We start from the raw sequence: 26327 nt of genomic DNA, 5'->3' as shown, positions 1-26327 counted from the left end.
ACCGGGCCGCCTGTTTGCAGTGAGGTCCCATGAAGCGTCTAAGCTCGATCCGCCCGAGCAATCTTGTTCTGCTCGCCGCGGCCCCGTTCATTATCTACCTGTTCGCTACCTCTTCAAAATACCTGCGCTCTTTGATCGCAATTCTCGGGATCGGGAATAATGCCGGCCCGATTTTTGTCGGGTTCCTGCTGGTTCTTGCGGTGGCCATTCTGGGATATCTCTGCGCCCGAAACGCGCGGTTTCAGACGGCGCCGGGTTGGGTGCGTATCTCGGCATGGGCGGCCTTGCCCGCAGCGTTGGCGCTGGCGGTCTTGGTTTTCGTCGCGCCGCAGGTGCTGATGCCATTTGCCGAGTCCGTCTTCTTTCATGCGCTCAGCGAAAATACTTCGACCTTGATCGACCGCTCCGCGCAGACTTGGGTACTCTTTCCAGACGTTGTTGATCAGGTTCAGGCAGGTCTTCAGGTGTTACTGCTAATCTATGCGCTTGTGGTTGCTGGTATTTTGCTGTCGGGCCGGTTGCCCGTCAGGGCGCGGGGACTTGCTCAGCTTGGGTTTGAAATCCTGACCGGGGCCGCGCTGTTCTATCTGATGTTTATGGCCCATTGGCAATTTGCAACCGGAGTGGCTATCACGTTTCGCGCCGCCATTTTTGCTTATATCTTCGCCGCCATTCTGGGGTTGATCTGGGTCGGGCTGCAATCGTTCAAACCCAAGGCGCGCACGACTGTTGTCTATGGCTGCATCAGCCTGACTTTGCTGGGTGTATCGGCGTTTTTCTTCATGCAGCCACAGGTCAAATACGAACTGATAGGTACGCTGGATGCGCGCATCGCCATTGTGCGCGGCACCCCGCAGGCGCAGGCCGACATCATCAGGTTTGGCGAATTCGACGGGGGCGAAGACCAGCAATACCGCATCCGTAGCGCCCCAAACGCTGCCAGCGCGGTGGAACAGATCGAAACCGTCGACAGCGTGTCGGGCGCCTTTGTCCCGGTCGGTGCCAACACCAAGGGCTATCCGGTGATCTGGCAGACGCAATTCCTGCCGGATCAGTACCGCAACCCAGCGCTGGCTTTTGCCGTGTTTGGTTTTCTATTGCTGACGCTGACGGTGGGCGGTGCGCAGCACAAGCTGCATCCGCTGGCCGTAGGGGCCGAGTTCTTCGTGGACACGATCCGTGGCATTCCGATGCTAGTGATCATCCTCTATATCGGCCTGCCTCTGGCGGGGGCGGTCAAAGATGCCACGGGTGGCGGTATCGATATGACCAATATGACTCGCGGGATCATCGCGATCTCGGTCGGCTATTCCGCTTATATGGCCGAGATTTTCCGATCCGGGATCGAGGCCATCCCACGGGGTCAGATCGAGGCTGGTGGCTCGCTGGGTCTTTCGCGCTGGCAAACTGCGCGGCTGATCATCCTGCCGCAGGCGCTGCGCATCGTCACGCCGCCCTTGGGCAATGAGTTCATTGCGATGATCAAGGATACCTCACTGCTGTCGATCCTGTCAGTCCGCGATATGACCCAGCGGATGCGCGAATTTCAGGCCGCCAGTTTTCTGCCCTTTGCGCCGTTTAATACAGCCGCAATCCTCTATGTGGTGATCACGTTGGGCTGCGCCAGCTTCCTCAAATGGATCGAACGCCGCACGGCAAGGGAAGATCGATGAGCAGGTTGGAACTTGGGGTATGCTATTACCCCGAACAATGGGACCGGTCGCTCTGGTGTGAAGACGCGCAGCGAATGGTCGAGATGGGACTGGATTGGGTGCGCATCGCCGAATTCACTTGGGGCCTGATTGAACCGGAGCGCGGCGTTTTCCACTGGGATTGGCTGGATGAGGTGATCGACATTCTGGGCGAGGCAGGCCTGCGCGTGATGATGTCCACGCCCACCGCCGCCCCGCCGAAATGGCTGATCGACGAACATCCGGAAATTCTGCCAGTTGGGCCGGACGGGCGCGTGCGAAGGTTTGGATCGCGGCGGCACTATTGCTTTTCCAGCGATTTCTATCTGGCCGAAGCCCGCCGGATTGCCACCGAATATGCCCGTCGTTATGGCCAGAACCCCTATGTTCACGCTTGGCAGATCGACAATGAATATAACGATCACGACACGGTGCTTAGCTATTCGGATGCGGCGCGGGTCGGATTCCAGCGGTGGCTGGCGGATAGGTACGGGTCGATCGCGATACTGAATGAAATTTGGGGGACCGTGTTCTGGGGATCTGCCTATTCCAGCTTTGACCAGATCGAATTGCCCAACGGGCTGGTGGCCAGCCCCAACCCAACCCATGCACTGGATTTTGCGCGATACTCCTCGGACCGGGTGCGGCTTTTCAACCGCGCGCAGGTGGATGTGCTGCGTCAATACGCGCCGGGTCGGGACATCACCCATAATTTCATGGCGGGCAGTTTTGAGTTCGATCACCATGCCGTTGCCGCCGATCTGGATATTGTTGGCTTCGACAGTTACCCCTTAGGAAATCTGTTGGGCTCGACCCTGTCTGACGACGAAAAGCACCGCTATTTGCGGACTGGCGCGCCGGATTATCAGGGGTTTCACTGCGATCTGTATCGCTCTCAAGGCAAGGGGCGGATGTGGGTGTTGGAGCAGCAACCCGGCCCGGTGGACTGGGCCGAGAAAAACCCCTCACCCGCGGACGGGATGGTGCGACTGTGGACCTGGGCAGCCTATGCGCATGGCGCGCAGGCGGTGATGTTTTTTCGCTGGCGACAGGCTAAATTTGCGCAGGAACAGTATCACACAGCATTGTTGCGTTCGGACGGCAGCCCGGATCAGGCCGCCGTGGAATTGGCGCAGGTCGCGGCAGAGCGCGACTTGTTGCCCGCCGTGGTACGTGAGCGGGCGCAGGTGGCCATAATTCTGGATTACGAATCCATCTGGGCGGCGGATATCCTGCCGCATGACGATGCCTTCCCAAATGCTCAGGTCATCCGCGAATGGTATGCCGGGCTGTGCGCGCTTGGGGTCGATCTGGATTTTGTGGGGCCACAAGATGAGCTGAACGGGTATGCCCTGATTGTTGTCCCGCAAAGCATGATCGTTCCAAACGATCTGGCCAACAAACTGCGGGACAGTGGGGCGAAACTGCTGATCGGCGCGCGCGCGGGCAGCAAGACACCCGACATGCACACACCGCACAACCTTGCGCCCGGAGCGTTGGCTGAGCTTACCGGTGTGACGGTCTTGCGGGTGGAATCGCTACCAGAACTGGCGCAGGAATCGGTGCGCTTGCAGGACGGAACGACGTATGACTTCACCGGTTGGCGGGAAATCATCGACACCAGCGGAATGGTAACGGCAGAGTTTAGCAGCGCATACCGGGATGGCAGCCCGGCGATTGTACGCTCGGACCGAGCGATCTATCTGGCAATGATCCCACGCGGCCAATTGCTGCATGCCATACTTTCGGACGCGTTAAGCTGGGCGGGCCTTCCCGTCACGGATTGCGGACCGGATCTGCGGATCACACGTCGCGGAGGATTGAAATTTGCCTTCAATTTCGGGGCAGATGGGTTGTCATTACCGACTGACGAACCACATGCCTATTTGGTTGGGGGCACTGAAATCCCACCCTATGGGGTTTCAATCTGGCGGGACACGTGATCTTGCCAGTCCACATTCCTGTTGGCAGCAAGTAGAAGGCTGCAAAACAACTCAATAGCAGGAGAATCAAAATGGCTGAACGGAAAACCCTTTCCAGACGCTCGATGCTGAAAGGCGCGGGCGCGGCTGTTTTGGCGGCTCCGCTTTACAGCAAAAGCGCGCTGGCCTCTTCGGGTGAGATCAACGTGGTGATGTGGTCGGATTACCTGCCGCCTGAGTTCCTGGAAGGGTTCGAAGCGGAAACGGGGATCAGGGTCAATCATATCGGGATCGGATCGAACGAAGAAATCCTCAACATGATGACTGCGTCGAATGGCCAGGGGTTTGACCTTGTCGCGCCTACCAACATGCGGTCTTTGCAATGGGCGCCGCTGGACCTGCTGCAACCGTTTGATCTGGATAAGGTGAACCTGGACGCGGTTAACCCTTCCATGGTTAGAATTGGGACCGACGCTTGGAATTTCAACAAAAGCGGAGCGCACTGGCTGCCGCATATCTGGGGGACTGAGGGCATAGCCTACCGTACCGATCTGTGGTCGCCCGAAGGCGACGCTCCATCCTATGGGGATGTCTGGGCGGAAGAAAATGCCGGTATGACCATGGGTCGTGCGCATTCTATGATGCTGTGTGCGGGTCTGTATTTGGAACGCTTGGGTGAGATGGAGCCCGAGTCCGTCTGGGATGCCTATGACGACGAAGACACCATGCGCAGGGTCTGGGACCGGATCACGGACTGGTGCATTGAACGCAGGGATCGGATCAAGCTGATTTGGAACGATGCTGAAACTCAGAAATACGGCTTGCTGAATGGCGGCGTGGTTGTGGGGCAAACATGGGACGGGCCGCCGCTGGCTTTGAAATCAGCAGGGGAACCGGTGAATTATCAGGCTCCGATCGAAGGAGCGATGGCGTGGGTGGATGGTCTTGCAATGCCAGTCGGTGCGGAAAACATCGAACAGGTCTATGCGCTCATCAACTATTTGTACCGACCTGAGCCAGCCGGAGCTGCCGCTGCAGTGAACGGATATAACACAGCCGTACTGGGCGCCGAGGATTTCGCGGGCGATGAGTTCAGAAAGAACTTTGCCGAGGCCTATCCGGGCGACGCGTTGGCCAACCTCAACCCGTGGCTGGCCGAAGCTCCGTGGTATGCCAAAGCACGGGCCGAGTTTGTCGACAGATTTTTAAACGCCTGAGCATTACCCCTGTGCGGGTGGACCCTTTGGTAGGATGACGACGTCACACGCTGCGATTTCGTGCCCGTTCCAAAGGACGGGTGCGGCGGTGTAGTTGATCAGAAAAATATACTGCACGGTTTCCCGTCGGCGCAGGCCCTCGGGCATTGCATGCAAGGTCAGGTCGACCGTTTTGGCGGCCATCGAGATGACCCTGTCCCAAAGAGCCTCATCCGGGAAACCCGCAAGGTACCAAAGACCGTTTTCGCCTTTTAGGGCAGATGTGCCATCAACAAAGGTCAAAAGGTCTGGGGCATCTCCGGAGAGGCGGTCAACCCAGTGTTGCGCCGCGCCACCTCCGTTAACATCACGCTGCACGTTAGGGGGCAGGGTTTCCACAAGATCAACTCCGCAATCCAGCCCGGACAGGCCCGGGCGGCCTGAGGTTGGAATTTGGAAATCGCGAGTGATCGCGCCTGTACGGGGGCCAAGGATGGCCAGATCACAACCCTCAGTCAGGCGGGTTTCCAGATCGTCATCCAGCGTGGCAAGACCGGGGGCGAGGATCAGTTTGTAACCGGTCTTGGGCGTTTCCGAGGCCGCAATGAAGTCCACCGAAAGCCCGGCCCGCCGCAGCGCGCGATAGGCTGAAAAAACCAGCCGGAAATAGTTGAACCCGGCCCCTTGCGGTTGTGTCGCCCAGGCCCAGTCCGAGGCATAATCGAACACAATCGCCACGTCCGCCTGCGTTTGCGTCAGCGCGCCAAGCTCGGCCAGATCAACTGCGGTTTGACGTGCCTCAGCCAGTGCCGGGGCGGGTGTGTTGTTCGGTGTCAAAAGGCCAGCGTGCATTTGTTCCTGCGCGAACGGAGCCTGCCGCCAGCGGAAATAGCTGACCACTTCGGCCCCATGAGCCACCGCCTCAAGCGACCACAGGCGCACCATGCCGGGCAGGGGGGCAGGGTTATAAGGAGCCCAGTTCACCGGGCCCGGTTGTTGTTCCATCACCCACCAGCGCCCGCGCCCAACGGCGCGATAAAGGTCGTGATGAAAGGCCTGCATATCCGGATCGCCCTGTTGCAGGAACGCGGCTTTATGGGCCTCGTCCGCCTCAAGGCGGTCTGAGAGAAACCCAATCGGGTAGCTGTCCCATGTGGCGATATCCAGATCCGCACCGACTTTGAAATGATCGAAATCCAGAACCCGACCCATATAATTATGCAGCAGTGGCGCGTCGGTCAGTGGCCGCAACGCATCAACCTGCGCTTTGTTGAACATCACCACCTGATCCGAGCTGAACCAGCGGAAGGCCAGAACATGCGCTGGGTTGGGTTCGGTCACAGTCAGATTGGGCAGGTCGATCTGATCGAAACCTGCGTATTCCATCGACCAAAACACATTGCCCCAGGCGGCGTTCAGAGCGTCGACCGAGCCATATTGATCGGCCAGCCACCGCTGAAACTCTCGCAAGGCAGGCTGGCTGTAGCTGACGGTCGTGTCATGGCAGCCATATTCGTTGTCGATCTGCCAGGCGGCGACATGCGGGTTGCGCCCATACCGTTCGCCCATGAGCCGGACAATGCGGGCGCATTCGGCGATATATCCCTGATGACTAAAGCAATAGTGCCTGCGTGAACCGAATTTGCGCGGCTGCCCCTGAGCATCCACCGCCAGCATGTCAGGGTGTTTCTCAAGCATCCATCGGGGCGGCGTTGCTGTCGGCGTGCCCAGAACAACCTTAAGGCCCACAGCCCCCAGCACCTCAATCGCTCGGTCCAACCAGTCGAATTGCAGATCACCCGGAGTTGGCTCCATCCGGCTCCAGGCAAACTCACCGATCCGCACCCAGCTCAGGCCGGTTTCGACCATCTGCGCGGCGTCCGTGGCCCACATTTCTTCGGGCCAGTGTTCGGGATAGTAGCAAACACCAAGTTCGGGCTTCATAGAATGACTCTGTGTTCGGCCTGCCCAGTACCCGTGCTGGGGGCGGCAAAGGTCATACCGTTGGTAGGGTGTGCAGCAAGCGTGTCCTCGTCCAGCCCCTCGCGGGCAGTGGTGCAGTAGAGTGTGGTCAAGTCGTTGCCGCCAAATGCGGGGCATGACACATGGGTGGCTTCAAATGGGATGGCCGTCAGGAACTGTCCTGACGGTTTATAGGCTGCAACACGGCTTGCACCCCATTGCGCGATCCAGAGGTTGCCTTTCGCATCAACCACGGCGCCGTCGGGGTTCAAACCGTCGACGCGTAGGTCCAGGAATACCGTGCTGTCGCCCTTGGGCCAGCCGGTTTCGGAATTCAGCGGCCATTGAATGACCTGCTTGGTGGCCGTGTCCGTGTAATAGGCGCAAGACCGGTCCGGGGCGAAGCAGATCGCGTTCGAGATCGTGACATCGTTCACCAGTTGCCGAAGTTCCCCCCGCCAATACCGATAAATCGCGCCTGCACCGGGTTCGGCGGTTTTACCCATCGTCCCGATCCAGAACCCACCCCAAGGATCCGCACGCCCGTCATTTGAGCGCGTGACCGGATTGTCCGCCTCAAGTGGGGCGATCAGGTCTTTCTGGTCGTTTTGCAGGTTGAACCGCCACAGGCCCGTTTCAGAGGCTATCAACAGCCTATCCCGGTCTACCCAGCCCGCGGCCGAGACATGTTCGTCGAACTGCCAATTGCGCTGCGCTTCGCCGTCCCGTGTCATCAGACGTTTGCCCAGGATGTCAAACCAGAACAGCTGTTGCCGTTCCGGGTGCCACAACGGCCCTTCGCCCAGTTCACAGGCGCGGTTGTCGTAGACGATGCTCATCCAGCGGCCTTGTCGTAGGCGGTGACGATTTGGGTCGCCCGCTCTGCGACTTCCGAGGCGGTCATGCCGGGTTTGAACAGCGCCGATCCGATGCCGAACCCATCAGCGCTTGCCTTGATCCACAGGTCGAAATTCTCGGGGCCTGCCCCGCCGACGGCATAAACCTGCGTGCCTGTAGGTAGCACCGCACGTAAGGCCGCCAACCCTGTTGGTCCTGCCAGCGCTCCGGGGAACAGTTTCAACCCTGATGCCCCTGCTTGGAGCGCGGCGAAAGCTTCGGTCGGGGTAAAAATACCCGGCCAGCTTTCCAGTCCCAGCCGATGTGTGTGCGAGATCACCTCGGGGTCGCAATTCGGTGAGACGATCAGACGACCGCCGACCTCTGATACCATGTCGACCTGCTGGGACGTCAAAACCGTGCCTGCCCCGATCAAAGCACGATCACTGAACTCATTGGCCAGAACGGCGATCGAGGCCAGCGGATCGGGTGAATTCAGCGGCACTTCGATCTTGTCGATGCCAGCGTCGATCAGCGCCCGTCCAACGTCGGTTGCGTCCGAGGGGGCTATTCCGCGCAAAATGGCGATGATGGGTCGGCTCATGCGGTTTGCCTCGTGAGGTTGCGGGCCTGTTGCAGACCGGCCAGGGTACATTTCGTGCTGTTGGCGGTTTCTACAAACGCGCCCTGTTGTTGTAGCGCCTTGGCATAAACTTCCGACAGGCTCTCGGCCCCGATGATTGCCAATTGCTGACCCAACCAATAGGGGCGGGTGGCCGCCAATTCCGCGCCGATCAGATAACCTGACAGCCGTGCCCGGATAACGCCGCCATCCTGCCCTTGCAGCAGATCAGCGGCCCGCAGGCCAAACAGACGCGCCGCCAGTTGTTCAGGTTTCGACAACGCATCGGCAGTGGCCTCGGCAAAGGCGGCATCCTCCCAGCCCTCGCCGATCGAATGTTTTAGCACCGATTGCCCGCCCAGCAGATCGAACATCTCGCCCGTCATGAAGGTGCGAAAGCTGACAACCTCTCCGGCGCTGACCTGCACCCATTTCGTATGGGTCCCGGGCAGGCAAATCACCCCGTCCCAGTTTTGATGAGTGGCCAGAAAACCAGCGATCTGGGTTTCTTCGCCGCGCATGACGTCCGGCGGGGCCGTTTGTTTTAATCCGGGCACCACAAAGGCGCGAATTCGGGGATCTGTATTCGGCACGCGGAAGGGGGCAACCGGTGTCGGTTCACACGGAACCGCCGAATACGGGGCCTCGACCCAGCCCTGGCGCGCGCCGACCATTCCACAGGCCACCACATCAATCGGAGCAGTGCTCAGCCAACCTTCGATCAGTTCGAACAGCGCGGCTTGGAACCCGCCTTTGTCCACCCGCGCCATGCCTTTGACCGACTGCGCCTGATCCAGCACCGCATCACCCTGCATCGCCCAAGCCCGCAGATGCGAGGTTCCCCAATCGACTGCAATCCATTCCGTATTCATGGCTTTACCCCGTTACGACAACGCCGCCATCGACGGCCATGCATTGCCCGGTCATCGCGCGGCTGGCGTTTGAGGCCAGAAACAAGGTCGGTGCGACCATATCCTCGGGCGTCAGGTGTTCTTTCAGGCATTGACGGTCCAAATGCGCGGCCAGATCTTCGGGCGTGGCCCACATGTCCAGCTGTTTCTGCGTCAGAACCCAGCCCGGAGCCAGCGCATTCACGCGGATGTTCTGCGGCCCAAGCTCGCGCGCCAAGGATCGCGTCATCCCGGTGATCCCGGCATTTGAGGTGGTGTAGATCGGATAGCCTGCATTGCCCATCATATAGCTGATAGAACTGAAATTGATGATTGCTCCACCCTTGCCCTGCATCTGGCGCGCGGCCTCCTGACAGGCAAAGAAATAAGCCTTGAGGTTCACCTCGATCATCCAGTCCCAGAATTCGGTGGTGGTTTCGTCCAGCGAATGGCGTTTGTCATTGGCGGCGTTGTTGATCAGCACGTTCAGCGGGCCATGCGCCTCGGCGGCTTTTTGCATGGTGACGTGAAGCAGCTCGGTGTCGGTCATGTCGCCTTGCATGAACAGGGGCGCGCGGCCGTGTTTGTCGCGCATTTCCTCGACAAACCCACTGGCGTCGGACCGGCCGATGAAGGCGACATTGGCGCCCTGCGCAAGAAACCCATCGGTCAGCGCCGCGCCAACCCCCGAGCCACCGCCGGTGATATAGACCGAAGCCCCGTTGAGATCGTGGAAAGTGGCTGGTTGATCCATCAGTGGCTCTCTCTGGTCACAAGGCGGGTGTCTTTGCCGACAAGAAAATCAAGGTCCGCGCCCTGATCGGCCTGCAGCACGTGGTCGATATAGAGTTTCGCATAACCGCGTGTGTAATGCGGGTCATCCGGTTGCCACGTGGCGCGACGGGCGTCCAGTTCCTTTTGATCGACCAACAGTTCCAGCTCACCCTTGCTGGCGGAAACCCGGATGCGGTCACCGGTTTTGACCAGTGCCAGCGTGCCGCCTGCCTGCGCTTCGGGGCTGACATGCAGGATGACGGTGCCATAGGCGGTGCCGGACATGCGCGCGTCCGAGATACGGATCATGTCGCGCACACCTTCCTTCACCAGCTTGGCCGGGATCGGCATGTTGCCGACCTCGGGCATCCCCGGATAGCCCTTGGGGCCGCAGCCCTTGAGCACCAGAATGGTCTCGGGTGTCACCGGCAGGTCGTCGCGGTCGATATTGGCCTTGAGATCTTCGATGTTCTCAAAGACATAGACTTCGGCCTCGGTCTCCAACAGCGCGTCCGTCGCGGCCGAGGGTTTCACGATGGCGCCGTTCGGGGCCAGATTGCCGCGCAGCACGCGCAGGCCCGCGGCGGGTTTCACCGGATCGTCAAAGGGGCGGATGACGTCGCGGTTAAAACATTCAGCCCCTTCAGAATGGGCCGAGATATCCTTGTTCAAAACCGTTTTCGCGGGCCGCAGGAAGGGTTTCAGCTCGGACAGAACGACGGGAACGCCGCCTGCGTAACAGAAATCCTCCATCAGGTACTTGCCCGAGGGCATGCAGTTCACCAAAAGGGGAATGTCTGAACCGATTTCGAAGTCTTTCAGGGTCAGATCGACTCCGACGCGGCCTGCCAATGCCAGCAAATGAACCACCGCATTTGTCGATCCACCCACGGCTGCATTAGCCAGGATGGCGTTTTCAAACGCTTCCTTGGTCAGGATGTCCGAGGGTTTGAGGTCTTCGTCCACCATCTCGACAATCCGTTTGCCGGTCAGATGTGCCAGCGCCATGCGACGGGCGTCGACAGCGGGCAGGGCGGCGTTGGTGGGCAGGCTCATGCCCATCGCCTCGACCAGCGACGCCATTGTGCTGGCCGTGCCCATCGTCATGCAAACGCCCGCACTGCGCGACATGCCGGATTCCGCACTCATGAAATCCTGCAGGGTCATTTCACCTGCGCGTACGGCTTCAGAGAATTTCCAGACGTCTGTGCCTGACCCGATATCCTGGCCGCGATATTTACCATTCAGCATCGGGCCGGAACTGACCACAATAGATGGCAGATCAACCGAGGCCGCACCCATCAATTGACCCGGTGTGGTTTTGTCGCAACCTCCCAACAGGACAACGCCGTCGATACCATAGGCGCGGATCGATTCCTCAACATCCATCGCCAACAGATTGCGAAACAGCATGGCGGTGGGTTTCATCTGCGTCTCGCCCAGCGACATGACCGGAAACTCAACCGGAAAACCTCCGGCCTCCCACACGCCGCGTTTGACCCCTTCGGCCAGGTCACGCAGGCCCGAGTTGCAGGGCGTTAGTTCCGACCATGTGTTGCAGATCCCGATGATGGGGCGCCCGTCAAACGCGTGGTCTGGAAAGCCCTGGTTCTTCATCCACGAGCGGTGGATGAACCCATCTTTGTCCAGCTTGCCATACCAGTGCTGTGATCGGCGTTTCTTAGTCATTTGGTCTGCCTTCTATTCTTGGGGTCAGGCGGCTTTTGCCGGTTTGCACCAGTCCGGCAGCCAATCGGCATGGGCGATGAGAAGATCATCAACCAGGTTGCGGATTTGGCGCAGGTCCAGTTCGGCGGCAGTGTGCGGGTCCATCATAGCGGCGTGATATATGTATTCTGGGTTCCGGTCGACCAGCGCACGCACCGTTAGCTCCTGCACGTTGATCTGACTGCGCATCAGCGCGATCAACTGCGGTGGGATGTCCGCGACCACCGAGGGCTGCACACCGTTGCTGTCCACCAAGCACGGGGTTTCAACCGCAGCCCCCAAGGGCAATTGCGGGATTTGGCCTGTGTTGGGCAGGTTGCCATAGGCAACGTAGGGCGTGTCGGTGACGATGGCGTTCATCAGATCGGCGGCGAATTCATGGCTGCGGGTGACATTAATATTGCGCCCGTCGGTCAGGGTCTTGGCCTGTTCTTTCCAACTGGCCACCTGTTCGACGCAGCGGGTGGGGTATTCGTCCAGCGGGATCGAAAACTGCTCGATCAGGTCCGACCGCCCATCCTTGATGAACCACGGCACGTATTCCGCCAGATGCTCGGAGCTTTCGGTGCAGAAATAGCCCAGATGGTCCATTACCTCATACCGGACTTTGTTGGGGCAACGTGGCATCAGCAGCGGGGCCTTGGGTATTTGACCGCTTGCGTATCCCTGCCGCAATGCGGGGTAGAGATCGCGCCCCTGGTGTTCCAACCGTAGAAAGAAGGCGACGTGATTTACGCCAGCGACCTTATAGCGAAACTCGTCCTTAGGCAGGTCCAGATCATGGGCCAGCTCTTCGACCGTGTTCTGAACCGAGTGGCAGAGGCCAACATGCTTCACCGCTGGAAATTGCTCGGCCAGCGCCCAAGTGTTGATCGCCATTGGGTTGACGTATTGCAACAGGGTTGCATTCGGGCACAGCTGCATCATGTCTCGCGCCACATCCCACAGCACAGGAACCGTGCGCAGGCCGCGCATGATGCCCCCAATGCCCAGCGTATCAGCTATGGTTTGTCGCAGACCGTATTGCTTGGGAATTTCAAAATCGGTGACTGTGCAGGGTTCATAGCCGCCAATCTGGAAGGCGGTGATCACGAAATCCGCCCCGTCCAGCGCCGCGCGGCGGTCATTATGGGTGGATACGGTCGCACCCGATCCGACCGAGCGGATCATCGCACGGGCGACCGCCTCGCTTTCAGCCAGGCGTTCGGCGTCGATATCCATCAGCGCAAAGTGGCTGTCGGCCAGCGCAGGGGTCAGCAGGGCATCGCCCACGATGTTCTGCATGAAAATCGTGGAACCCGCACCAATAAAGGTGATCTTGGTCATAAGGCGAACTCCGGTTCGAAGCTATTTGACGGCACCGAGGGTCAGGCCCGCGATGAAGTGTTTCTGCATCAGGAAGAACATAGCGACCGGCGGCAAGGCTGCCACGATGGAGCCGGCGCTCATCAACTGATAGGCGGCGCGGAATTGCGCGTTAAAGCTGGTGATGCCTGCGGTAACAGGTTGGCTTTCGGCCCCTTGGGTCAGGACAACGGCCCAGAAATAATCGTTCCAGATGAAGGTGAAGATCAGCACGCTGAGCGCGGCGATGGCTGGTTTCATCAGTGGCAGGACCACATACCAGAATATACGCCATTCGCTGATACCTTCGACCCGGGCAGCTTCGATCAGCTCAAACGGAAGGGCGCGGATGAAGTTGCGCATGAACAAGGTGCAGAACCCAGTCTGGAAGGCAATGTGGAACAGCACGAGCCCGGTTTTGGTGTTGTAGAGACCCAATTGCAGGGTCAGGTCACGAACCGGCACCATCAGAATTTGAAACGGCACGAAATTGCCTGCCACGAACATGAAGAATATCCAGATGTTCGATTTGAACTTGTAGATCCCCAGCGCGAACCCGGTCATCGTACTGAGCGCGACACACCCGACCACCGTCGGGATGGTGATCAGGAACGAGTTCAGCAGATACCGTGGCATGTCTGAATTAAAGAAGACCTGCCCATAGTTGAACGCGCCCTCAAAGCTGGACGGCATGCCCCAATAGTTCGCGTTGGTGAAGTCCGCAGCCGGTTTGACCGAGAACAGGGCGACCGCCAACAACGGCCCCAGCCACAACAGCAAAGCCAAAGGCAGCATAGCCTGATAGCTGATTTGCGCCGCGCGGGATTGTTTTTCGATAGGTTTGGGAAACATCTCAGTGCCCCTTTTCTTCGCGATACATCGACCACAGGAAGTAGGCGATGAAGCAGAGCATGATCAGGAACAGGATCACAGCGATGGCGGCACCATATCCCATACGGAAGCCGTATTCGGACAGGGCGACCTCGAACATGTAATAGGCCAGCACGCGGGATGATCCGAACGGGCCGCCCTGGGTCATGATTGAAATCAGATCGAAGCTGCGCAGCGCGCCGATGATGGTCACGACAAAGGCGATGAACGTGGCGGGGCGCAGTTGCGGCAGGATGATGTGCCATAACATCCGCAGGCCCTTGGCGCCGTCCAGACGCCCGGCCTCGATCTGTTCGGGGTCCACGGCGTTCAGGCCGGTCAGGTACAGGATCATGCAATAGGCCGTTTGCGGCCACAGACCGGCAAAGATGATGCCATAGGTGACAAAGCGCTCATCCCCTAGCACGTTCAGCGGCTCGATGCCGAACAGACCGAGGAATTCATTGAGCAGGCCGAAGGTCGGGTCATAGAACCACGTAAAAACGAGGCCGACGACGACCTGAGAAATAACGAAGGGGAAGAAAAACAGTGATTTGTACAGGCGGATGCCCCAGACCGTCTGGTTTAAGAGCAGCGCGATGAACAGGCCCGCCGGGATCGCGGCCAGATAGAGGATCAGCCAGATCAGGTTGTTTTTCAACGAGGTATAGAATGCATCCCGGTCAACCCATTCCCAATAGAGGTCTTCATAGTTGCGAAAGCCCACATATTCAGCCGCCCCAAGTCCATCCCATTCATAGAGGGACAGGTTGAAGGACTGGAACACCGGGATGATCACATAAACCATGAAGAACAGCAGGCCCGGGGCCAGAAACAGCCAGGGCGCAATGCGTTGTTGGTTTCTGTGGAACCAGCTTTCCTGTTCTGGGACGTCGACGGCTGACATGAGCAAACTCGGGTTTTAGGTAGGTTGAGTAAGACGGGTTGCCACCCGTCTTACGCAGGATGAGGTGCAGGCCGGGCTTTCGCCCGACCCGACCGGTTCAGTTGTCGTAGATGCGCTGACGTGCGCGTTCCAGTTTGGCCAGAATGCGGTCGGCATTGTCCGGCTTGACCATGAATTCCTGAAACCCTTCCATTGACACTTTGGCCATTTCGGCAGGTGCGTCACGATCCCAGAACTGCGCCACGCCACCGGGGCTGTTCGACGACAGCATCTCGAAACCCTGTAGCAGGAACTTGTCGTCATCAACGGTTGATTGCGCGTTCACTGGCAGTTGGCCGAGATTGGCGCCGTTGTTGATCTGGGACTGTTCGTCCGCGGATACAACGAAGCGCAGGAACTCACGTGCGGCTTCCTTGTTCGATGCGTTGGCCGGGATGTGGAACGTGTCGGTCGGCGCGTCCTCGGCCAGTTCAACGTCTGGGTTGATGGCAACGAACTGGTAGAAATCCAGTTGATCATCGGTCAGCCCGGCCTCGCGCAGCGGAGCGACGGCGAAGTTGCCCATCAGATACGCCGCGGCCTCGCCGTTGACCATGAAGGGTAGGGCCTCTTGCCAGCTATAGGTCTGGTGGTTGTCGATGAACGCACCCATGTCGATCAGCTGTTTCCAGTTGGCGAAGGTTTGCTTGACCCGGTCGTCTTCCCAGCTGATTTCGCCATTGGCAAGTTGGTTGTGGAAGTCGAAGCCGTTTGTGCGCATGTTCAGGTAGTCGAACCAGCCACCGGCAGTCCAAAGGAACTTGGTGCCGATGGTGTAACAGGCGCGACCGGAATCGACGATCTTCTGACAGTTGACCAGCTCTTCTTCCCAGGTGGTCGGCTCGGTCAGGCCCAGTTCATCAAAGATGTCTTTGCGGTAGTAAACGCCCCATTGATAGTAGGTATAGGGCACGCCCCATTGCTTACCATCAAGGGTCATCGCGCCTTTGGTCGAGGCGAGATTGTCTGCGATCTCGGGTTCGGCCCAAAGATCGGACACGTCTTCGAACAGGCCGGCCTCAACATAGGGCTTCATCCGGTTGGCTGCATACCATGTCGCAACGTCCGGTGTGTCCGCCGTAAGGAAGTTGCGGATCTGAGTCTTATACGCCTCGCGGTCGATCACGGTAGTTTCAATCTCGAGCCCCGGATGCTGTTGCGCGAACCGATCGATCATCGCTTCCATCGTCGCGCGGGGCGCCGGGTTCGATGTGTCGAGGAAGATTCGCAGCTCGCCGGACAGTTCGGCTGCTACGGGCGCGGCAAGTGCCGCACTGGCCGCCAGCGCCACCGCGGTACGCTTGAACATGGAATGCATGGTTTCCTCCCTTAGCTTCCATTTTAGTTTCAAATAATGAAACCGTGTTTTATATATTGAAAACTACACATCGACTCGGTTAGTCTTGTCAAGACCCTCGTGAAGATGGCGATGGGTCAATAGGAGGAGAACAGACGCCCGTGGCAGGTGACGGAACAATAGGAAAAGCATGTGAGGTGCTGGATCAGGTGGCGGCTTTTGCGCGCCCGGTCCGATTTGCGGAACTATTGGAGAGCAGCGATTTCCCCAAGGCTACGCTCTATCGGTTTCTGCAAACGCTGACCAATCAGGGCATGTTGTCATATGACCCTGATCGGCAAACCTATACGCCCGGTTTGCGGCTGGTGCGGCTTGCGCATTCGGCCTGGACACAAAGCTCATTGGCGCCGATAGCGCGGCCGTTTCTGGATGCTTTGAGCGCAGAGACTGGGGAAACGGTGCATCTGGCGCAGCTGGATGCCAGTCAGGTTCTGTACGTCGACAAGCGCAACGCCGCGCAACCGATCGAGATGTATTCGCAGGCGGGCAAGGTCGGCCCGGCCTATTGTACCGGCGTCGGTAAGGCGATGATGGCGTATTTGGATGAGGTCGCGCTGGAGCGCGCCGTTTCTCAGCAGAGCTATCACCGATTCACGGATAAAACCCTGACCTCTGAGGCGGCGCTGCGCGCTGACCTCGACCTGATCCGCAGTCGCGGCTATGCCATCGACGATGAAGAACACGAGCCGGGCATTATTTGCATCGCTTGTCCGATTCTGACGTCGGGCGGGCGGATGCTGGGGGCAATTTCGGTCACCGGATCGACCGAGCGGATGAATTTCGAACAATTGGAAACCTGGATTCCCCGTGTTCGCCGAGTGGCCGAACAGATCGGAGCCGAAGCACAGGCCTGGCGGTTCCCCGAGACCCGCCAAAGCGCCGACAACAACAGGATGCAAGCGACATGACCGGAGTTACTCTGAACCAGGCGATCAAGCGATATGGCGAGACGCAGGTAATCCACGGTATTGATCTGGACATCGAAGATGGTGAGTTCTGTGTTTTCGTTGGCCCCTCTGGCTGCGGCAAATCCACTTTGCTGCGCATGATCGCGGGGCTTGAAGAGACGACCGAGGGTCAGATTAATATTGGTGCGCGAGACGTAACCCATATGGATCCGGCCAAGCGCGGCGTGGCGATGGTGTTTCAGACTTACGCTCTGTATCCGCATATGACTGTGGCCGAGAACATGGGCTTTGGTCTGCGTATGAACGGGGTCGCCAAATCCGAGATCGACCAAAAGGTTCAGCAGGCGTCGAATATCCTGAAGCTGGATCAGTACCTCAAGCGTAAGCCCAAGGCCCTGTCTGGCGGTCAGCGTCAGCGGGTTGCCATTGGCCGCGCCATCGTGCGGGGACCCGAGGTGTTTTTGTTCGACGAACCTCTGTCTAACCTCGACGCTGAATTGCGTGTCGAGATGCGGGTGGAGATCGCGCGGCTGCACAATGAGATCGGCGCAACGATGATCTATGTGACCCATGATCAGGTCGAGGCGATGACCATGGCCGACAAGATCGTGGTATTGCGGGACGGCCGGATTGAACAGGTCGGCGCGCCGATGGATCTGTATCGCGACCCGGACAACCGCTTTGTTGCGGGGTTCATCGGCTCGCCCGCGATGAATTTTCTGGAGTGTGATTTTGCGGACGGTAAAGTCTCGCATCCCGCCCTTAGCGCACCGTTGGAGGTGACGGCCAATGTACCTGCGGGTCTGAACAAGGTGACCCTGGGCATCCGCCCCGAACATATCGAAGTTGATCGTGCAGCCGAAACCTGCGCCGTTGATCTGACCGAAGCGCTTGGTGGGGTAAGTTATACCTATCTGTTGACCCCCAATGGCGACAAGCTGATCATTGAAGAGCGCGAAGACCAGCGTAGCAGGCAAGGCGAGCGTATCGGTATCACCGTGCGGTCAGATCGTGCAATGCTATTCGATCCTGAAACCGGGCAACGGTTCCGGTAATCGCAAGATCCTGAGTGAAGCAAAACGCACCGGTCTCTGTGATCTGGTGCGTTTTTTGTCAGTCGTAAATTTTCTGGATTTTGTATCCAATATCCGTTATGGCGAGTCAAAAGGGTGAATTCAACCCGCCTCTACGTTGCCTTTTGGAAGGAAAACTTCGATGACGACCAATGTTTTCACCGGCACCATGCCTGCTCTTATGACCCCCTGTAAGGCTGATCGCACGCCTGATTTCGACGCGCTGGTGCGTAAGGGAAAGCAGATGATCGACGCGGGAATGTCAGCGGTGGTCTATTGCGGCTCGATGGGGGATTGGCCGTTGTTGACAGACGCACAGCGGATGGAGGGTGTTGAACGGTTGATCGATGCAGGGTTGCCCGTGGTGGTCGGGACCGGGGCCATCAATACAAAATCTGCTGTGGCCCATGCGGCCCATGCGCAAAAGGTTGGGGCGGTTGGCCTGATGGTGATCCCGCGCGTGTTGTCGCGTGGCAGCTCTCCGGCAGCGCAAAAGAACCATTTCCAGGCGATCCTGACCGCCGCGCCGGATGTGCCCGCGATCATCTACAACAGCCCGTATTACGGATTCGCCACGCGGGCAGACCTGTTTTTTGCCTTGCGCTCCGAGCATCCAAACCTAATCGGATTCAAGGAATTCGGCGGCAAGGAAGATCTGCGTTATGCGGCCGAGAACATCACCAGTCAGGATGATCAGGTCACCCTGATGGTTGGCGTGGATACCGAGGTTTATCATGGCTTTGTCAATTGCGGCGCGACGGGCTCGATCACCGGGATAGGCACCGCCTTGCCGCGTGAGGCATTGTTGCTGGCCGGGTTGTCCAAAAAGGCGGCCCAAGGCCATGCCGAGGCCCGCCAGCGCGCGCGAGAGCTGACCGAGGCGATCCATGTGCTGTCCAGCTTTGACGAAGGTCCGGACCTGGTGCTGTATTACAAGCATCTTCTGGTGCTGAACGGGGAACAGGAATACCGTCTGCACTTCAATGAAACGGACGAGTTGACAGGTGCGCAGCGCAACTATTGCGAACAGCAATATGACCTATTCCGCACATGGTTCGCCGACTGGTCCAAACAGGGCGGAGTAATCGCTGAATGCATGTGATCGACAGCCACACCGGGGGCGAACCCACACGGGTTATCCTAAGTGGCGCACCCGATTTGGGTTCCGGCCCGTTGGGCGAACGCGCCCACCGGTTGGCGACAGACCATGAGGAGTTCTATCGCTCGATCATGTTAGAGCCGCGCGGTCAGCCTGCCATGGTTGGCGCGCTGCTGGTCGAGCCGGTTGATCCGACCTGTGTGACTGGCGTGATCTATTTTGACGTGGATGCCGTGCTGGGCATGTGCGGTCACGGAACCATCGGGCTAACCGTCACGTTGGCCCATCTGGGGAGGATCGGTGTTGGACAACATCGCATTGAAACGCCTGCTGGGATCGTGACGGTCGACCTGCACGACGCCAACACTGTCACCGTCACGAATATCGAAAGCCGCCGGGTGCATCGCGGGGTGACGCTGGATGTGCCGGGTTATGGCGCGGTGACCGGCGATGTGGCTTATGGCGGCAACTGGTTCTTTATTGTCGATCCCAGCCCGATACCGGTGGAAACCGAAAATATCCCTCAGCTGACCGATATGACCGTTGCGATCCGAGAGGCCTCGATTGCGCAAGGGATTGGCGGAGAACAGGGTGAACCGATTGACCATGTGATCTTTCAGGACGCTTCGGATAATCCGACGGTCCATGGTCGCAACTTTGTGCTGTGCCCGGACGACAATTATGACCGGTCCCCCTGTGGCACCGGCAGTTCCGCGCGTCTGGCCTGTCTGGCCGCTGATGGGGTGCTGAAACCCGGCGAAGAGATTGTGCAACATAGCGTCATCGGCAGCGCCTATCACCTGTCCTATCAGCCCGGCACGAATGGTGGAGTCATCCCGTCGATAACCGGGCGGGCCCATATTATGGCCGAGGCGACGCTAATCTTTGGGGACAATGACCCCTTCAAGGCGGGCATCAACCTATGACCTCGCGGGTCGTCGTGATCGGCGCTGGCGTGATCGGCATCACAACCGCGCTTGAGTTGCAGCGCCGGGGCCATCGCGTTCTGGTTCTGGATCGTGAGGGTGTTGCAGCACAGGCCTCGGCCGGGAACGCAGGCGCGTTTGCCTTTTCCGAGGTCGAACCTCTGGCAAAGCCAGGGATTATGCACAAGGCACCTAAATGGCTTCTGGACCCGCTGGGGCCGCTGTCCGTACCACCTGCTTATGCACTGAAAATCGCGCCGTGGATGTACCGGTTTTGGCGGGCCAGCCGACCGGGACGGTATCAAGACCACCTGCGCGCGCAGGCGCGTCTGATGGACTTGTCCTGCGCGGCTTTGGACCGTTTGGTTACTTCGGTGAACGGCGAAGCGATGATGCGGCGTGACGGACAAATGCAGCTGTACGAAAGCGAGGCCGAGTTCCGCGACAGCCTGCCCGAGTGGGAGCTGCGGCGCCAACATGGGATCGATTTCGAACTGCTGGACAGTCGCGAGGCACTTGCCGAAAAACAACCCGGCCTGAGCCCCCGTTTTACCCATGCAGGGTTCACGCCGAACTGGATGAACACTGTCGACCCAAAGAAATGGGTTGCGCATCTGGCCCAGACCTTTCGCGATCGCGGAGGGCAGATTGAAATTCATGACACGCGCGGGCTGACTGCTGATGAAGGCGGCGTTCGGATCGCACTGTCTGACGGTGAGAAAAAGGCAGCCAAGGTGGTTCTGTGTGCTGGCGCATGGTCGCATCACCTTGCGTGGACACTGGGCGACGCGATTCCGCTTGAGACTGAACGTGGCTACAACACTACCCTTCCTGCTGGTGCGTTTGACCTGCGCATGCATCTGACATTTGCGGGCCACGGGTTTGTCGCCACGCGGATCAATGGCGGCGTTCGGATCGGCGGAGCGGTTGAATTGGGTGGGCTGACCCTTCCGCCGAATTACAAACGAGCGGACGCGTTGCTGAAAAAAGCGGTGCAATTCCTGCCCGGATTGAACACCGATGGGGGATCGCAGTGGATGGGGTTCCGCCCATCCCTGCCAGACAGTCTGCCGGTGATCGGAGCCTCGCCGAACGCGCCGGACGTCATTTATGCCTTTGGCCACGGTCATCTGGGTCTGACGCAATCGGCAGGAACGGCTGAATTAGTCGGAGCTTTGATTGACGGTCAACCTTCTCAGATTTCCCTAACCCCTTTTTCCGCCACCCGGTTCTAAGGACAAGACATGCGCAGCATCAAAACCATTCACGTGATTTCGGCCCATGCAGAAGGTGAGGTGGGGGATGTCATCGTCGGCGGGGTCCAGCCACCGCCCGGAGAAACCCTGTGGGAACAGCGCTCGTTCATCGCCCAGGATCAGACTCTGCGCAATTTCGTATTGAACGAACCCCGCGGCGGCGTGTTTCGCCATGTCAATCTGTTAGTGCCACCCAAAAACCCCGAGGCGGACGCCGCCTTTATCATCATGGAGCCCGAAGACACGCCGCCCATGTCGGGATCGAACTCGATCTGCGTGTCGACGGTGTTGCTGGATGGCGGGATCATCCCGATGCAGGAACCGGAAACGGACATAACGCTCGAGGCGCCGGGCGGATTGGTCCGGGTCCGCGCAGAATGCCGGGACGGCAAGGCCCAGCGTATTCACGTGCAGAACTTGCCAAGTTTCGCCGACAAGATCGCAGTGCCATTGGAGGTTCCGGGCGTTGGCACGTTGACCGTGGACACGGCCTACGGCGGCGACAGCTTTGTGGTGGTCGACGCCGCCGCGCTTGGGATCGAGATTGTTGAAAATGAGGCCCGCGATATTGCGCGCATGGGTGTGGCGATCACGAATGCCGCCAACGAACAGCTTGGCTTTGCCCATCCCGAGAACCCGGATTGGAGCCACATCTCATTCTGCGCCTTTTGTGGCCCGCTTGAGACCACCGAGACTGGCCTGACCGGCAAATCCGCAGTTGCCATCCAACCGGGCAAAGTTGACCGGTCACCCACCGGTACCGCAGTCTCGGCGCGTATGGCATTGATGGCGGCCAAGGGGCAGATGACGGTCGGCCAGACATTCGAGGCGGTGTCGATCATCGGCTCTCGCTTTACCGGTCGGATTGTCGCCGAAACCCGCGTCGGCGACCGCCCGGCCATCACCCCCGAGATCAGCGGCCGTGGTTGGATCACCGGCATCCACCAGCACATGCTGGACCCAGATGACCCCTGGCCCGGGGGATACCGGTTGAGTGACACCTGGGGCGTGTGATTGATCGCCAAGGTTGCGCGTGTGGTTTTTATGGCTCACTTACAGCAGGTTGACGGCTTAGGCATCTTGAGAATGGGTCGAGGATCACCACTTAAAGGTGAGTATCTCTGACCCAAAGGAGCCTTGATGCATATACGCCTTGCTGCCCTGATCATTGTGATTGCTGCTTTCGTTTAATTCACCTTCCAGATTGGAAGCGAAATACACGCAGCTGACCGCAACATGTCTAGGCAACAATGGCAGTACGGCTACGGTTGTTTCGGCATGTACGGCATTGATAGAGGTCGATGGGCTCACTCCGGATCAGAGAAATGAACTGATGAAGGCGCGGAGGTGGGCCTATTACTGCGGTCGGCGTTACGCTGAGGCCATTTCCAACTATGATGCGGCTTTGGCCCTGCGACCGAACGATGCGACCTCGCATCTAAGACGCGGCATGGCGTTGGACGCACAGGGAAATTTCGATGCGGCTGAACCAGAGTATGCCAAAACGCTGCAAATTGATCCGAACAACATCAATGCCTTGCTTGAAAAGTCGAAAATTGACGAAAAACATGGGCGTCTTGAAGACGCTGCCCAAGGTCATAAACGGGTGCTCGAGATAAAGCCGGACAGCAGCAAAAGCGGTTATGCGGTTGCACGCTTACTAAATCGTATTGACGGGAAAGATGGGGTAAAGGCGTTTTTGGATCAGGCTTCAACGCGTTGGCCGGAACAGGCTTGGGTTCACAATGTGCGAGTTTACTATCACCTTGGCTACACAGGGGACCTCTCGCGCGCATTGGAGGCAGTGTCAGAGGTTGATCGTTTGACTTCGGATGTAGAAGGGGTGTTGCTGATGCAAGCAACTATCCACCTTACAATTGGAGAGGAAGAGCAGGGGATAGAATACGTTCAGAGGCTTGCTGCGTACATGAATGAAAGCGATGAGCATTTAAAAGGAATATTCATTAAAAGATGGTTCTACGCGGCTATTAACTGGCATTTGTGGAAGGACAAAAGAGAAGCGTTGTGGCGCGGTCATCTTTTTGCGGTTATGGGTCGCCCGGATTTGGCGACACCAGAATTAGAGAGTGCTCTACCAACGCTTGCGTACAAAGGCCGAAAAGCGGTCTTGGACATGTTTAGCAAGCGAGGGGTGTCAGTTGCGCCACAAGCCTATGCTGGGTCGACTAAACATCTGAACGAAGCGGTTGCAGACTACGTTATAAAAGCCGGGAAGTTGTTGGAGAACCTCAGCTTTCGCTCGGAAAATGCGACATCAGGTAACTAGAGAAAGTGATTGCCGGCTCAAGTTTAGCATTTTCCAGCTCGTATAGCCCTGTAATCTTACGACCCGTGTCAATTTGCGCCCCCACTAGACGATTGATCCCAAGGCAAACCTGATTTAAGGGAGACCCTGTCAAATCAGAGTCACCATTGGGGCGCTTGGATTCCCGCGCCCCAGTACCAGCCACGCAGATGTGGCGCTACTCTTGGATCGCACGCCCCGAAAGGCTGAAAAAAGGTAAAAGAATATGGCAGAAAATTCGAACTTCGATATATTGTATACCATTGTAGACGAAGCGCCCGAGCTGGCCAGCGCGTCCTTCCTGCCCATCATTCGCAAATTCGCCGGCGCCGCGGGTGTCAGTGTTGGAACCAAGGATATTTCGTTGGCAGGACGTATTCTTTCGACCTTCCCCGAAAACCTGACCGACGAACAGCGCATCACCGATGATCTGGCCGCGTTGGGTGAGCTGGTGAAAACGCCCGAGGCCAACGTGATCAAGCTGCCGAACATCTCGGCCTCGGTCCCGCAATTGGTTGCGGCCATCGAAGAACTGCAATCGCAGGGCTATGATATCCCGAACTACCCCGAAGAGCCTTCGACCGAAGAGGAAAAGGCGATCCGCGCGCGGTATGACGCCATCAAGGGTTCGGCCGTGAACCCGGTTCTGCGCGAAGGCAACAGCGATCGTCGCGCCGCGAAGGCCGTCAAGAATTATGCCCAGAAAAACCCGCATTCGATGGGAGAATGGGCCGCTGACAGCAAGACCAAAGTGTCGTCGATGTCCGGCAATGACTTCTATGCCAACGAAAAATCGGCCACCATCACCGCGGCACAAGCGGGCGATGCAAAGATCGAATTCCTCGGCAAAGATGGCAGCGTGACTGTCCTGAAAGACGGCTGGCCGCTGGACGAAGGCACCGTGGCGGACGCCACCTTTATGTCGGTCAAAGCCCTGTCTGCCTTCCTGACCGAAGCCATTGAGGACACCAAGAAAGACGGCACCATGTTCTCGCTTCATATGAAGGCGACCATGATGAAAGTGTCGGACCCGATCATCTTTGGCTATGCCGTCAAAGCCTGGTTGGCGCCGGTGTTCGAAAAATACGGCGCTGAGCTGGATGCGTTGGGTGTGAACCCGAACTCGGGCCTGGGTGATCTGCTGGACCGCGTCAAAGGCGACGCCGAGATCGTCGCCGCCATTGACGCCCTGAAAGCTGACCGTCCGTCCATGTACATGGTCGACAGCGACAAGGGCATTACCAACCTGCACGTACCGTCGGATGTGATCATCGACGCCTCGATGCCCGCAGTGATCCGCGCGGGCGGCAAGGGTTGGGATGAGACTGGCGCCAAGGGCGACACCAACTGTGTGATCCCTGACCGCTGTTATGCCGGTGTTTATGATGAGGCGATCAACTTCTTCAAAGCCAATGGCGCGCTGAACCCGGCCACAGCCGGTGCTGTCGCCAACGTTGGCCTGATGGCGCAGAAAGCCGAAGAATACGGCTCGCATCCGACCACGTTCGAAGCGCCTGCTGATGGCGTGATCCGCATCGTGCTGGCTAACGGTGACGTCCTGCTGTCACATGAGGTGGAGGCTGGCGATATCTGGCGCGCGTGCACCGTCAAGAAAGCTCCGATCGAAAACTGGATTCAGCTGGCATTGGACCGCCAGCGTCTGACAGGATCCGAGGCGATCTTCTGGCTGGACGCAAACCGCGCCCACGATGCAGAGCTGATCAAATACGTCAAACCGGCGCTTGAGGCCGCTGGCGTGGCGGATAAGTTCCTGATCATGGCGCCGCGCGAAGCGACCCAGCAAAGCTTGCAAACGATCACCGCTGGCAAGGATTCGATCGCCATCACCGGCAATGTGTTGCGGGATTACCTGACGGACTTGTTCCCAATCCTGGAACTGGGCACCTCGGCCAAGATGCTGTCCATCGTCAAGCTGATGAATGGCGGTGGCCTGTTTGAAACCGGTGCTGGTGGCTCGGCTCCGAAACACGTGCAGCAGTTGGTCGAGGAAAACCACCTGCGTTGGGACTCGATGGGTGAGTTCTGCGCGTTGGGTGAATCGCTGAACTTCCTGGCCGACAGCAAAGGCAACGCCAAGGCAGGTGTTCTGGGTGCCGCAGCCGAGGCCGCGACACAGGGCATTTTGGACAACAACAAATCGCCCAGCCGTAAAGTTGGCCAGCCCGACAACCGCGACAGCCACTATTGGTTTGCGCGCTATTGGGCCGAGGCACTGGCGGCGCAATCCGACGATGCAGACCTTGCGGCCGAATTTGCGCCAATCGCAAAAGAGCTGGCCGAAAAGGAAGGTCAGATCCTGGGTGAACTGGCCGCCGCGCAAGGCGCGCCTGCCGATCTTGGTGGCTACTATCACACCGACCCGGCCAAGGCCGCCGCTGTGATGCGCCCCAGCTCAACATTGAATGCGATCATCGGCTGATCGCCGAAAGTCACGCCTTTAGGCGTGGCTTTTTCGCTGAAAAATAGAGATCAAAATAGAAAAAAGGGCCGACCCCCAAAAGTCGGCCCTTTTTTGAGTGAGTGGGGAGGCTGCGCCTCTCCGGTATAGTTGATTTCAGAATATCACTCTGAGCTATTCCGGGTATTAGGGGATTCCCGTA

The 26327-nt window shown here is 58.4% G+C and carries 21 protein-coding genes; 11 read left to right on the top strand and 10 right to left on the bottom strand.

Annotated elements, in window-relative coordinates:
- Window positions 1-29: 29 nt before the first annotated feature.
- The 3 genes from ACR0AJ_RS08475 (at window position 30) to ACR0AJ_RS08465 (ending at window position 4830) form a co-directional block, all read left to right on the top strand.
- The gene (locus ACR0AJ_RS08475; protein ID WP_480740588.1) at window positions 30-1673 is read left to right on the top strand and encodes an amino acid ABC transporter permease; all 1644 of its coding nucleotides are present in this window, start codon (window positions 30-32) and stop codon (window positions 1671-1673) included.
- A complete protein-coding gene (locus tag ACR0AJ_RS08470) occupies window positions 1670-3634 on the top strand; it encodes a beta-galactosidase (RefSeq protein ID WP_480639309.1) in 1965 nt (654 codons plus the stop codon). The genes ACR0AJ_RS08475 and ACR0AJ_RS08470 overlap by 4 nt, the downstream gene beginning before the upstream one ends.
- 71 nt (window positions 3635-3705) lie before the next feature.
- Complete coding sequence (locus ACR0AJ_RS08465; protein ID WP_226689454.1) at window positions 3706-4830, top strand: ABC transporter substrate-binding protein; 1125 nt, start codon at window positions 3706-3708, stop codon at window positions 4828-4830.
- Between the two features lie 3 nt (window positions 4831-4833).
- Here ACR0AJ_RS08465 and ACR0AJ_RS08460 read toward each other — a convergent pair whose 3' ends face one another.
- The 10 genes from ACR0AJ_RS08460 to ACR0AJ_RS08415 all read right to left on the bottom strand — a co-directional run bounded on the left by ACR0AJ_RS08460 (window position 4834) and on the right by ACR0AJ_RS08415 (window position 16100).
- Window positions 4834-6753 carry a beta-galactosidase gene (locus tag ACR0AJ_RS08460; protein ID WP_480647280.1) on the bottom strand — a complete coding sequence of 640 codons (1920 nt, stop codon included), beginning with the start codon at window positions 6751-6753 and terminating at the stop codon, window positions 4834-4836.
- Window positions 6750-7610, bottom strand: a complete 861-nt coding sequence (locus ACR0AJ_RS08455; RefSeq protein WP_170349911.1) for an SMP-30/gluconolactonase/LRE family protein — start codon at window positions 7608-7610, stop codon at window positions 6750-6752. The genes ACR0AJ_RS08460 and ACR0AJ_RS08455 overlap by 4 nt, the downstream gene beginning before the upstream one ends.
- Complete coding sequence (locus tag ACR0AJ_RS08450; RefSeq protein WP_170349910.1) at window positions 7607-8212, bottom strand: 2-dehydro-3-deoxy-6-phosphogalactonate aldolase; 606 nt, start codon at window positions 8210-8212, stop codon at window positions 7607-7609. The genes ACR0AJ_RS08455 and ACR0AJ_RS08450 overlap by 4 nt, the downstream gene beginning before the upstream one ends.
- Entirely contained in the window at window positions 8209-9102 is an 894-nt protein-coding gene (locus ACR0AJ_RS08445) for a 2-dehydro-3-deoxygalactonokinase (protein WP_480639312.1), read from the bottom strand. The genes ACR0AJ_RS08450 and ACR0AJ_RS08445 overlap by 4 nt, the downstream gene beginning before the upstream one ends.
- A 4-nt stretch (window positions 9103-9106) precedes the next feature.
- Complete coding sequence (locus ACR0AJ_RS08440; protein ID WP_170349908.1) at window positions 9107-9874, bottom strand: SDR family NAD(P)-dependent oxidoreductase; 768 nt, start codon at window positions 9872-9874, stop codon at window positions 9107-9109.
- Window positions 9874-11583, bottom strand: coding sequence for an IlvD/Edd family dehydratase (locus ACR0AJ_RS08435; protein ID WP_170349907.1), 1710 nt, complete (start codon window positions 11581-11583; stop codon window positions 9874-9876). The genes ACR0AJ_RS08440 and ACR0AJ_RS08435 overlap by 1 nt, the downstream gene beginning before the upstream one ends.
- 24 nt (window positions 11584-11607) lie before the next feature.
- Window positions 11608-12948: an alpha-galactosidase gene (melA, locus tag ACR0AJ_RS08430; protein WP_480662606.1), complete on the bottom strand. Its 1341-nt coding sequence runs from the start codon at window positions 12946-12948 to the stop codon at window positions 11608-11610.
- Window positions 12949-12969: 21 nt separating this feature from the next.
- The gene (locus tag ACR0AJ_RS08425) at window positions 12970-13818 is read right to left on the bottom strand and encodes a carbohydrate ABC transporter permease (RefSeq protein WP_170349905.1); all 849 of its coding nucleotides are present in this window, start codon (window positions 13816-13818) and stop codon (window positions 12970-12972) included.
- A 1-nt stretch (window position 13819) separates the two neighbouring features.
- Complete coding sequence (locus ACR0AJ_RS08420; RefSeq protein WP_170349904.1) at window positions 13820-14743, bottom strand: carbohydrate ABC transporter permease; 924 nt, start codon at window positions 14741-14743, stop codon at window positions 13820-13822.
- A gap of 97 nt (window positions 14744-14840) precedes the next feature.
- The gene (locus ACR0AJ_RS08415) at window positions 14841-16100 is read right to left on the bottom strand and encodes an ABC transporter substrate-binding protein (protein ID WP_170361732.1); all 1260 of its coding nucleotides are present in this window, start codon (window positions 16098-16100) and stop codon (window positions 14841-14843) included.
- Between the two features lie 140 nt (window positions 16101-16240).
- Here ACR0AJ_RS08415 and ACR0AJ_RS08410 point away from each other — a divergent pair, with 140 nt between their 5' ends.
- The 8 genes from ACR0AJ_RS08410 to ACR0AJ_RS08375 all read left to right on the top strand — a co-directional run bounded on the left by ACR0AJ_RS08410 (window position 16241) and on the right by ACR0AJ_RS08375 (window position 26146).
- Window positions 16241-17047: an IclR family transcriptional regulator gene (locus ACR0AJ_RS08410; protein WP_170349902.1), complete on the top strand. Its 807-nt coding sequence runs from the start codon at window positions 16241-16243 to the stop codon at window positions 17045-17047.
- Window positions 17044-18102 carry an ABC transporter ATP-binding protein gene (locus ACR0AJ_RS08405; RefSeq protein WP_170349901.1) on the top strand — a complete coding sequence of 353 codons (1059 nt, stop codon included), beginning with the start codon at window positions 17044-17046 and terminating at the stop codon, window positions 18100-18102. The genes ACR0AJ_RS08410 and ACR0AJ_RS08405 overlap by 4 nt, the downstream gene beginning before the upstream one ends.
- Before the next feature lie 160 nt (window positions 18103-18262).
- Window positions 18263-19222 carry a dihydrodipicolinate synthase family protein gene (locus ACR0AJ_RS08400; protein ID WP_170349900.1) on the top strand — a complete coding sequence of 320 codons (960 nt, stop codon included), beginning with the start codon at window positions 18263-18265 and terminating at the stop codon, window positions 19220-19222.
- Entirely contained in the window at window positions 19213-20145 is a 933-nt protein-coding gene (locus ACR0AJ_RS08395; RefSeq protein ID WP_170551915.1) for a 4-hydroxyproline epimerase, read from the top strand. The genes ACR0AJ_RS08400 and ACR0AJ_RS08395 overlap by 10 nt, the downstream gene beginning before the upstream one ends.
- A complete protein-coding gene (locus tag ACR0AJ_RS08390; RefSeq protein ID WP_480740584.1) occupies window positions 20142-21380 on the top strand; it encodes an NAD(P)/FAD-dependent oxidoreductase in 1239 nt (412 codons plus the stop codon). Before ACR0AJ_RS08395 ends, ACR0AJ_RS08390 begins: the two co-directional genes overlap by 4 nt.
- 9 nt (window positions 21381-21389) lie before the next feature.
- On the top strand, window positions 21390-22415 hold the full coding sequence (locus tag ACR0AJ_RS08385; RefSeq protein WP_480662601.1) for a trans-3-hydroxy-L-proline dehydratase: 1026 nt from the start codon (window positions 21390-21392) through the stop codon (window positions 22413-22415).
- 319 nt (window positions 22416-22734) lie between these two features.
- Window positions 22735-23688: a tetratricopeptide repeat protein gene (locus tag ACR0AJ_RS08380; RefSeq protein WP_480740720.1), complete on the top strand. Its 954-nt coding sequence runs from the start codon at window positions 22735-22737 to the stop codon at window positions 23686-23688.
- 244 nt (window positions 23689-23932) lie between these two features.
- Window positions 23933-26146 (top strand): NADP-dependent isocitrate dehydrogenase, encoded by a 2214-nt coding sequence (locus ACR0AJ_RS08375; RefSeq protein WP_480740582.1) that lies wholly within the window; start codon window positions 23933-23935, stop codon window positions 26144-26146.
- Window positions 26147-26327 lie beyond the last annotated feature (181 nt).

The sequence above is a fragment of the Ruegeria sp. CJ9 genome, from assembly GCF_056536625.1.
This window is presented reverse-complemented; position numbering and strand designations above follow the sequence as displayed.

Coding starts and splice junctions, on each gene's coding strand:
- ACR0AJ_RS08420 (WP_170349904.1), bottom strand. CDS start 14,743: ATGTCAGCCGTCGACGTCCCAGAACAGGAAAGCTGGTTCCACAGAAAC.
- ACR0AJ_RS08435 (WP_170349907.1), bottom strand. CDS start 11,583: ATGACTAAGAAACGCCGATCACAGCACTGGTATGGCAAGCTGGACAAA.
- ACR0AJ_RS08395 (WP_170551915.1), top strand. CDS start 19,213: ATGCATGTGATCGACAGCCACACCGGGGGCGAACCCACACGGGTTATC.
- ACR0AJ_RS08460 (WP_480647280.1), bottom strand. CDS start 6,753: ATGAAGCCCGAACTTGGTGTTTGCTACTATCCCGAACACTGGCCCGAA.
- ACR0AJ_RS08400 (WP_170349900.1), top strand. CDS start 18,263: ATGACGACCAATGTTTTCACCGGCACCATGCCTGCTCTTATGACCCCC.
- ACR0AJ_RS08465 (WP_226689454.1), top strand. CDS start 3,706: ATGGCTGAACGGAAAACCCTTTCCAGACGCTCGATGCTGAAAGGCGCG.
- ACR0AJ_RS08440 (WP_170349908.1), bottom strand. CDS start 9,874: ATGGATCAACCAGCCACTTTCCACGATCTCAACGGGGCTTCGGTCTAT.
- ACR0AJ_RS08455 (WP_170349911.1), bottom strand. CDS start 7,610: ATGAGCATCGTCTACGACAACCGCGCCTGTGAACTGGGCGAAGGGCCG.
- ACR0AJ_RS08405 (WP_170349901.1), top strand. CDS start 17,044: ATGACCGGAGTTACTCTGAACCAGGCGATCAAGCGATATGGCGAGACG.
- ACR0AJ_RS08445 (WP_480639312.1), bottom strand. CDS start 9,102: ATGAATACGGAATGGATTGCAGTCGATTGGGGAACCTCGCATCTGCGG.
- ACR0AJ_RS08390 (WP_480740584.1), top strand. CDS start 20,142: ATGACCTCGCGGGTCGTCGTGATCGGCGCTGGCGTGATCGGCATCACA.
- ACR0AJ_RS08375 (WP_480740582.1), top strand. CDS start 23,933: ATGGCAGAAAATTCGAACTTCGATATATTGTATACCATTGTAGACGAA.
- ACR0AJ_RS08475 (WP_480740588.1), top strand. CDS start 30: ATGAAGCGTCTAAGCTCGATCCGCCCGAGCAATCTTGTTCTGCTCGCC.
- ACR0AJ_RS08380 (WP_480740720.1), top strand. CDS start 22,735: ATGAAGGCGCGGAGGTGGGCCTATTACTGCGGTCGGCGTTACGCTGAG.
- ACR0AJ_RS08470 (WP_480639309.1), top strand. CDS start 1,670: ATGAGCAGGTTGGAACTTGGGGTATGCTATTACCCCGAACAATGGGAC.
- ACR0AJ_RS08415 (WP_170361732.1), bottom strand. CDS start 16,100: ATGCATTCCATGTTCAAGCGTACCGCGGTGGCGCTGGCGGCCAGTGCG.
- ACR0AJ_RS08425 (WP_170349905.1), bottom strand. CDS start 13,818: ATGTTTCCCAAACCTATCGAAAAACAATCCCGCGCGGCGCAAATCAGC.
- ACR0AJ_RS08385 (WP_480662601.1), top strand. CDS start 21,390: ATGCGCAGCATCAAAACCATTCACGTGATTTCGGCCCATGCAGAAGGT.
- ACR0AJ_RS08450 (WP_170349910.1), bottom strand. CDS start 8,212: ATGAGCCGACCCATCATCGCCATTTTGCGCGGAATAGCCCCCTCGGAC.
- melA (WP_480662606.1), bottom strand. CDS start 12,948: ATGACCAAGATCACCTTTATTGGTGCGGGTTCCACGATTTTCATGCAG.